General features: G+C 42.2%; 1 protein-coding gene. It reads right to left on the bottom strand.

The window, feature by feature from the left end:
• A partial coding sequence (locus tag R7Z50_RS27675) for a dihydrofolate reductase (RefSeq protein ID WP_318149778.1) occupies positions 1 to 279 on the bottom strand: 279 nt, incomplete at its 3' end.
• Positions 280 to 690: the final 411 nt, after the last annotated feature.

The raw sequence follows: 690 nt of genomic DNA, 5'->3' as shown, positions 1-690 counted from the left end.
ATGTGTTGTCGTATTGTCTAAGTAAGATAATGCCGATTCAATGCTGGTGAAATAAATAACATCTGGATCATTCGAGACCATTTCTGAGCGAGTAACCACAGCATATTTCCTATTGGGAAGTTTACCCATTGAGTCGAAAGTTTTACGACCGACTAAAAGCCAATGATTGTAAGTCATAGCTTTGAACAGGAGCTGCTCACCTTGTACATGCCAAGGTATATCCAATCCAGAGCCAATTACTCCATTCTCAGAAACTGCTGCCATAATGGATATTTTCATTTTTCCTCCTGAGGGCTAACGCCCTGCTAAGGGGTGAGCAATGCACTGCAAGAGCCACTGCACACCGCCTTAATCACAAAACTCACCGCATGCTGAAAATGCCACGCATTGCGAATCCCGCTTAAGCAGTTTGTTAGCTTAAATTTCAGCACCTTAGATTTACCAAGCCTGAGATTAAACCGATTTGGAAAATCAACAAACCACTTAAGCTTTGAAACCCGAATTGGCTCAAACTTTGTGGCCTTTCATGCGATTTGAAAACCCGAAAATTTTGATAAATCACTTTCGGAAAACTCAAAGCGAAAGCAAAACTTCCAAAGCGACTTTGCGCCAAACTGGCTAACCTCGGTTAAGCCCAAAAACTCAATTGAGGCGACATCTCAAAACTCGCGTTGGCAAACAATGCTCATT

The sequence above is a fragment of the Vibrio sp. 1249-1 genome (assembly GCF_033340495.1).
Note: the sequence above shows the minus strand (reverse complement) of the source record. Positions and strands in the feature narration are given on the sequence as shown.